Annotated in this window: 5 protein-coding genes and 1 pseudogene; 3 read left to right on the top strand and 3 right to left on the bottom strand. The window is 70.6% G+C overall.

All coding sequences use genetic code 11. From position 1 onward, the window contains the following. Window positions 1-171, top strand: a 171-nt coding sequence (locus SSOG_RS06670) for a LuxR C-terminal-related transcriptional regulator (RefSeq protein WP_039936745.1), incomplete at its 5' end; no start/stop codon positions are given. A 7-nt stretch (window positions 172-178) separates the two neighbouring features. Here SSOG_RS06670 and SSOG_RS06665 read toward each other — a convergent pair. Together SSOG_RS06665 and SSOG_RS06660 are read right to left on the bottom strand one after the other, a co-directional pair. Then, on the bottom strand, window positions 179-1,429 hold the full coding sequence (locus tag SSOG_RS06665; protein WP_245606235.1) for a hypothetical protein: 1,251 nt from the start codon (window positions 1,427-1,429) through the stop codon (window positions 179-181). A 54-nt stretch (window positions 1,430-1,483) separates the two neighbouring features. Further along, window positions 1,484-2,804 (bottom strand): annotated as a pseudogene (locus SSOG_RS06660) (SGNH/GDSL hydrolase family protein). Between the two features lie 125 nt (window positions 2,805-2,929). Here SSOG_RS06660 and SSOG_RS06655 point away from each other — a divergent pair. Beyond that, the gene (locus SSOG_RS06655; RefSeq protein ID WP_039936742.1) at window positions 2,930-3,238 is read left to right on the top strand and encodes a hypothetical protein; all 309 of its coding nucleotides are present in this window, start codon (window positions 2,930-2,932) and stop codon (window positions 3,236-3,238) included. Between the two features lie 165 nt (window positions 3,239-3,403). Beyond that, on the top strand, window positions 3,404-5,728 hold the full coding sequence (locus SSOG_RS06650; protein ID WP_245606234.1) for a glycosyl hydrolase family 95 catalytic domain-containing protein: 2,325 nt from the start codon (window positions 3,404-3,406) through the stop codon (window positions 5,726-5,728). A gap of 6 nt (window positions 5,729-5,734) precedes the next feature. On the opposite strand, the gene SSOG_RS50895 is transcribed toward SSOG_RS06650, so the two are convergent. Further along, a partial coding sequence (locus SSOG_RS50895) for a PucR family transcriptional regulator (RefSeq protein ID WP_106516360.1) occupies window positions 5,735-6,258 on the bottom strand: 524 nt, incomplete at its 5' end.

Here is a 6,258-nt window from a genome sequence, read left to right as displayed (position 1 = left end):
CTGGCCCTGATGGCGGAGGGCAAGTCCAACGGCGCGATCGCCCGCCACCTGGTGGTGTCCGAGGCGGCCGTGGGCAAGCACATCGGCAACATCCTCGGCAAGCTGGACCTCCCCCCGACCGATGCCACCCATCGCAGAGTGCTGGCGGTTCTCGCCTACCTGCGAGGGTGACCGATCTTCACGTCGTCGTTTCGGCTGTGCGCACCGGGCGGCGGTCCTCGGCACGTTGCAGGGCACGGAAGTCGTCGAAGAGGCCGTAGCTCCGCGCGGGCTTTCCGTCCTCGCCTTCCTGCACGGTCAGGTTGGAGTACAGGCTGTTCAGCAGCCACGGCTGCTTGTCGGGGCCGAAGTCCTTCACCATCGCCGGTGCCTGCGCCACGCCGTAGGTGGCCACGGCGAGCTTTCCCGTGTCACGGAACTTCTGGACCTGGTTGCGCAAGTAATGCTTGTGGGTCTCGAACCACGGGCTCATGGACAGGAAGTCGTGCCACTTCCGCTGCGGGAAGGGGTGCTCGGTCGCCTGCTTGATCACCTGCCACACCTTGGTGGCCGCGGGCAGCTCGTAGCGCCGGGCGAACTCGGCGGGGATGGTGTCGCGCAGGTGCTGCTCCCACAGCAGGACCAGGGAGAACTCGGTGGCCAGGAACTTCTGGTCGCGGCGGAGCTTGGGAAGGATGTAGTCCAGGTACTTTTGCGAGTCCTCGATGGCGGCCACGTGCGGGTGGATGTCCACGCCCTCGATCTCCGGGGTCTTCCGGGTGAACTCCATCCAGCGCTCGGTCGCCGGCGTACGCCAGTCGGGCCTGTCGAGGTGGTTGAGGGAGCCCATGTACAGCCGTGTGCGGCAGCGCTCCCCGAAACGCTTCTTGCGGTAGGCGATGACATGCTGCGCGACCTTCTCGTAGAAGGCGTTGAGCGTTCCGTCGTCGTGGTCCTTCTTCAGGCTCTCGATGAAGGGCTCATTGGCGAGCGCGAGGATGTCCGCCTTGCCCATGGCGGCGTCCAGCACCTTGTCCACCCGCGCCAGTTCGGCGTCCATGTCCGCGCTGTCCACCGCGGGCATCGGGCGGTGGTTGTAGGGGAACTTCAGCGATAAAACCGTGCCGTACCCCTTGTCGTGTGCGCTCAGGAGCGCCTTGATCGCGGCCTGTTGCCGGGCGGGGGTCTTGTCGATCTCCGGCATGGGCACGAACCCGCGGAGCCAGCCCGCGGAGAGGCCCTCCAGCATGGAGGAGTCCATGGTGGAGGGGTCCTCGTTGAAGTTGGCCCCCAGCACGCCGCTCGGGACGACGGCCCGGTGCCCGGAGGTGTTCCCGGTGCTTTCGCTCTTCCCCTCGGTGTCCTGACAGCCCGCGGTGAGGAGGGCCGCGCCGGAGGCACCCAGGAACCACCGGCGTGACATTGGCCTGCGCTCGTTCTGCATTCGCATCCTCCATTCCTACGGATGGAGAAGGGGATTCGCCAACGGGGGCAGGGGCAGCCGTCAGCGGCGGAAGAGGCGCAGCGGGAAGGCGTCGGCGATCACGCGGTAGCCCTCGGGGTTGAGGTGCAGATGGTCGCCCACGTCGAGGTCAGCGCGCAGGCGGCTCGGAGCGTCCTCGTCCCGTGTCGCCCGGTCCAGGTCCCACGACCGCGTCGAAGCGGCCACTGGTCCGTATCCAGTCGTTGATCCGCTGCCGTGTCGCCTCGCGGTGGCCCGCCGCGTCGTCGTACGGGGTGCTGCCGCCGAAGGGGGTGAGGGTGGCGCCGTAGACGCGGATCCCCTGGGCGTGGGCGCGCACGAGGATCTGGCCGTAGGCGGCGATGAGCCGGTCCGCGACGTCCTGTTGTGCTTCGGGGGTGGCGGGGGCGGTGCCGATGTCGTTGATGCCCTCGAAGACGATGAGCGAGGTGACGCCGCTCTGCGCCAGGACGTCACGGTCCAGCCGGGCCAGACCGTTCGGGCCCAGACCGTCCTGGAGGATCCGGTTCCCGCCCGCCGCCTGGTTGAGCACGGCGGTGTCGGCCGTCCTGTGGTCGGCGCGCAGCCGGGTCGTCAGCCGGTCCGTCCAGCGGTCGTTGTGGTTGCTGGTGGAGCCCCGCCCGTCGGTGAGCGAGTCGCCCAGCACGGCGGTGGCCCGGGTGCGTGCCGGTGACCACACCTCGACACCGCTCAGGAAGTACCAGTGCTCGACCGAGGCCGCGCCCGTCAGGTCGGTGGCGTCGACATGGTTGCCGCGCAGCATATGGGAGGCGGTGCGCGAGCCGGGGTGGGAGGTGACGGCGGTCGACTGCTGACCGGTGGCCAGGTACACGGTCACGGTGAGGTTCGCGCCCGGCGGCAGCCGGAAGTCCAGCGGATCGGAGACCATCAGCGCGCCCATGGGCACCGTCGTGGCGGCGCGGCCGTCGAAGGTGACGGGCCGGGAGGTGCCCGGTTCGATCGCGCTCACCCCGGCCCTGCCCCCCGCGGGACGGGCCACGGAGACGCGGGAGATGGGCAGGGGCGCCCCGCCGAAGGCGTTGGAGAAGCGGAGCCGCAGCCGGCTGCCGCCCACCGAGACGTGCACGGTCTGCCGCAAGGTGCTGTCCGCGAGGACCGCGCCGTCCTGGGTGTACGGCGGGGGCGGCATGTTGGCCGGCTCGGTCAGCTGCGGCATGGACGTCCAGGTCCCCACCCAGTGACTGCCCGGACGCGGCCCGCCGCCCTCCTCGGCCGACGCGGTGCCCGCCCGGCTCCGCTCGGCTCCCTGGGCGACCGCCACCAGGGTGACGGCGAGGAGAACCGCCACCAGCGGACCGAGTCTTCGAAGAATGCCTCGCATGGAACGTCCTCTCCATCAAGGGAACTTGACGCACCCACCCTGCCCACCGGAGCGCCGGGGTACCCCAGCTACGATCGGTATGTCGAATGAGCCCGCTCCGGGGGCTTTTGCGAAGGGGGACACTCATGCCTGCACCGACCATGGCCCACCGCACCGACACACCCGCCGTCGCGCTGGGTCCCACCGCCGTGGTCCTCGGTGTCTTCTCCGTCGTCGGTGTCCTCGCCATCGTCGGCCTACTGCCGTCCCTGCTGTTGGCCTTCACCCTCCCCCTGGTGCCCATCGCGGGGGGTATCGCCGTCGTCCTCGGCGCCATGGGCATCCACCACGCCCGCCGCGGCGCGGGCCGTCTGTGGATGGCCATCGCCGGAACCGTTCTCGGCGGTCTCGGCTTCGTGGGTGTGGTCGCTCTCCTCTTTATGGTCAGCGTCTGAGAGATCGGTTGGCTGACGCCCCTGTCGCCGCGCCGCGATCGCGCACACCTCACCCACCTGCGGAGATGAAGCGGGGCGATTTCCGATACGTCGGAGGTCTTCCCTTGCTGCTCCGACCCCTGCACCATGCCGGGTAGTTCACCACCAGGTATGGGAGGCACATACGTGACCCCGACGACAGGGAACGGGATCTCTCGAAGAGGTGTGATCGGCTCGGCGGCCGCAGCCGGAGCCGCGGGCTGGCTGGCCGGATCCGGCACCGCCTGGGCCGCGCCCCAGGGCGCGGGCCGGGCCGGAAACCTGACCGAACGCATCGTCAGGGACGCGGCCCTGCGGTGGCGCCGGATGCCCGGCGACTGGAAGGACGGCCCCTTCCTCGCCAACGGACTGCTCGGCGTGCAGGTCTACCGGGGCGCCACCCCCAACTCCGTGAAAGTCATGGTCAGCCACAGTCAGGTGCAGGACCAGCGGCCGCAGTGGCGCGCCCCGTACGGCTTCTCGCGGCTGCCCATCGGCCACTTCGACCTCACCCTGGCCGGCGAGGTGACCGGCATCGACTGGACCCTCGACCTCTGGGACGCCGAGCTGCGCGGCACCGTCACCACCACCCGGGGCAGCGTCCGCTTCTCGATGCTGGTGCACAACACCCGTACCGCGCTGCTGATCTCCACCCGGCCCAGCGCGGGCGAGCGCGAAGCGGCCTGGTCGTTCACATGGCTGCCCGCCGCCTCGCCGCGTACCAAGGACAAGCCCGCCGACTACACGGGCAACCCCGACCCCCGCACCGGCTCCGCGGGCGACACCGGATACGTGGAACAGCCGCTCATCGCGGGCGGCGGCTGGACCACCGCCTGGCGCGAACGGCGCGTCGGCACCGGCAGACTGCTGGCCGCGCACATCGTCTACCGCTATCCCGGGGACCTGTCCCGCACCACCGAGCTGGCCGTCGCCGAAGTGGCCCGTACGCTGGCCGCGGACCCCGACGACCTGGTGGCCGAACACCGCGCCTGGTGGCACCGGTTCTACCGGCGCAGCCTGCTGTCCGTACCCGACAAGCGCCTCCAGGACTTCTACTGGATCCAGCTCTACAAGGCCGCCTGCGCCACCCGGGCCGACGGGCCCTCGATGTCCGAATGGGGGCCGTGGTACCCGGAGACCGGCGGCAGCTGGACCGCCGTCTGGTGGAATCTCAACGTGCAGATCGCCACCTGGCTGATCCAGGGGTCCAACCACCTCGAACTCGACTCCGTCACCTCCACCTTCAAGGACTTCGAGAAGTATCTGCCGCTCTCGGTCCCGCCGGAGTACCAGGACGGGCAGACCTACGCCCTCGCCCACCCCTCCGACTGGATGCTGCGCCCCGGCGCCAAGACCGTCGGCATCCCCGGCACCTCCACCAAGACCGACAACAACGGCAACCTCATCTGGGCCATGCACAACGTCTGGCTCAGCTACCGCCACACCATGGACACCCGCATCGTGCGCGACGTCCTGTACCCGATCCTGGTCAAGGCGGTGAACTTCTACGACCACTTCCTGTACGAGGGCGGCGACGGCAAGCTGCACCTTCCGCTCACCCGCTCGCCCGAGTGGGCGGACGCCGAGGACTGCACCTACGACCTCTCCCTGCTCCGCTGGGGCTGCGCCACGCTCCTCGACTGCCTGCGGATCCTCCGTACGGACCACCCGCGTGCCGGGCGCTGGCGCGAGATCGTCAAGCGCCTGGTGGACTACCCGCGCGACGCCACCGGCGTCATGATCGGCGCCGCGAAGCCGCTCACCGAATCCCACCGCCACTTCTCGCACATGCTGTGGCTGTATCCGCTGCACGAGCTGGACTGGGACCGGCCGGGCGACCGGGACATCATGCGGACCACCTTCGACCACTGGGTCAAGGACCGTGCCCTGTGGGCGGGTTACAGCTACGCCGCCGCCTCGTCGATGGCCTCGCGGATGGACCGCCCCGAGGAGGCCCTCGACTTCCTCACCTTCTTCACCGGCGGCAATGCCATCAACAACGCCTGGATGACCCCGAACACCATGTACGTCGAGGGTGGAAACCTGGGCATCGAGAGCCCCCTGACCGCCACGCAGTCGGTGCTCGACATGGCCGTGCAGAGCCACGGCGGTGTGGTGCGGGTCTTCCCGTCCGTATCGCGCCGCTGGCCCGACGCGTCCGTGGCCTCCCTGCGCGCCCAGGGCGCGTTCCTGATCGACGCGGACCGGGCCGGCGGCCGCACCCGGTGGGTACGCGTCCACAGCGAGGCGGGCGCGCCACTGGTGCTGGACCACGGCATCCGCGGTGCCGTCGACGTACGGGACGAGCGCGGCAGGCGGCTGCGGTACCGGGAGACGGGGCCGGGCCGCATCGAGATCCCGCTGCGGAGGGACGAAACGGCCGTCGTCGCCCCGCGCGGCACCCACCCGGACCCGGGCCCGCGTGACGTACCGGCCGTCGGCGACGCGAAGCCGTGGGGGCTCCCCGACTAGCCCGGTCTAGAAGCCGTCGTCGGAAAGCCACTCCAGCGCGAACCAGAACTCCATGCGGACGGCCGGGTCCTGGAGGTCGGCGCCGAGGAGTTCGGCGACCCGGGTCATGCGGTGGCGCACGGTGTTGCGGTGGACCTGGAGTTCAGCGGCCGTACGGTCCCAACTGCCGTGGAACGTCAGCCAGGTGCGCAGGGTGCCGAGCAGAACGTCGGCACCCGGCGGCCCGGTCCGGTCGAGCGCGGCGAAGCGGGCACGGGCGAACTCCCGGGCGTCGGCGGGCGAGACGAGGCTGTGCACGGCCGGTGCGGTGGCCTCGTGCACGACGGCGGGCACTTCGGCGGCGATCGCGCGCTGGAGGGCCCGTTCGGCGCGGGCGTCGGCGCGCGGCAGATCCGCCGCGGGGGAGGGGTCGCTGAAAGCCGAGGGTCCATCCGAGGGCGGCGGCCTGGGCGGGGGCGCGCGGGCGGGTCCCCGGCGCGGCGGGAACCAGAGCCCGCAGCGCCGGGCCGTCGATGTGCAGATACGGAGTG

The sequence above is a fragment of the Streptomyces himastatinicus ATCC 53653 genome (genome assembly GCF_000158915.1).
Classification (GTDB): domain Bacteria; phylum Actinomycetota; class Actinomycetes; order Streptomycetales; family Streptomycetaceae; genus Streptomyces; species Streptomyces himastatinicus.
Note: the sequence above shows the minus strand (reverse complement) of the source record. Positions and strands in the feature narration are given on the sequence as shown.